Below are 296 nucleotides of genomic sequence, written 5' to 3'. Positions count from 1 at the left end.
GGCCGCCGATTTGAGGCTCTCCTGCATCGCTGTTCCGGCCTTCGACATGGCCTCGGCCGCGGTCGCCGTCTTCTTCAACACGCCCGAAACCCCGGACGGCTTGATGTCCCAACTCGTCACCGCACCACACCCCCGTCAATCAACTTCACAACGCAGAAAGCCCGCCCCTGCTCCCTCAGCCGATGGCGTCGACGGCGGCCTTCGCCTTCGACAGCGTCGACTGCGCGGTGCCGTCGTTCAGCTCCAGCGTGCCGCGCACCAGCCGGATGATCTCCCGCACCTCGGCCGCCGCCTTG

The 296-nt window shown here is 67.6% G+C and carries 1 protein-coding gene; it reads right to left on the bottom strand.

Annotated elements, in window-relative coordinates:
* Positions 1-120 (bottom strand): DUF6507 family protein (locus tag ADK54_RS48815; protein WP_420717327.1); only part of this gene is annotated, 120 nt, incomplete at its 3' end.
* Between the last annotated feature and the right edge of the window lie 176 nt (positions 121-296).

It is taken from the genome of Streptomyces sp. WM6378 (assembly GCF_001279695.1).
Lineage (GTDB): Bacteria > Actinomycetota > Actinomycetes > Streptomycetales > Streptomycetaceae > Streptomyces.
This window is presented reverse-complemented; position numbering and strand designations above follow the sequence as displayed.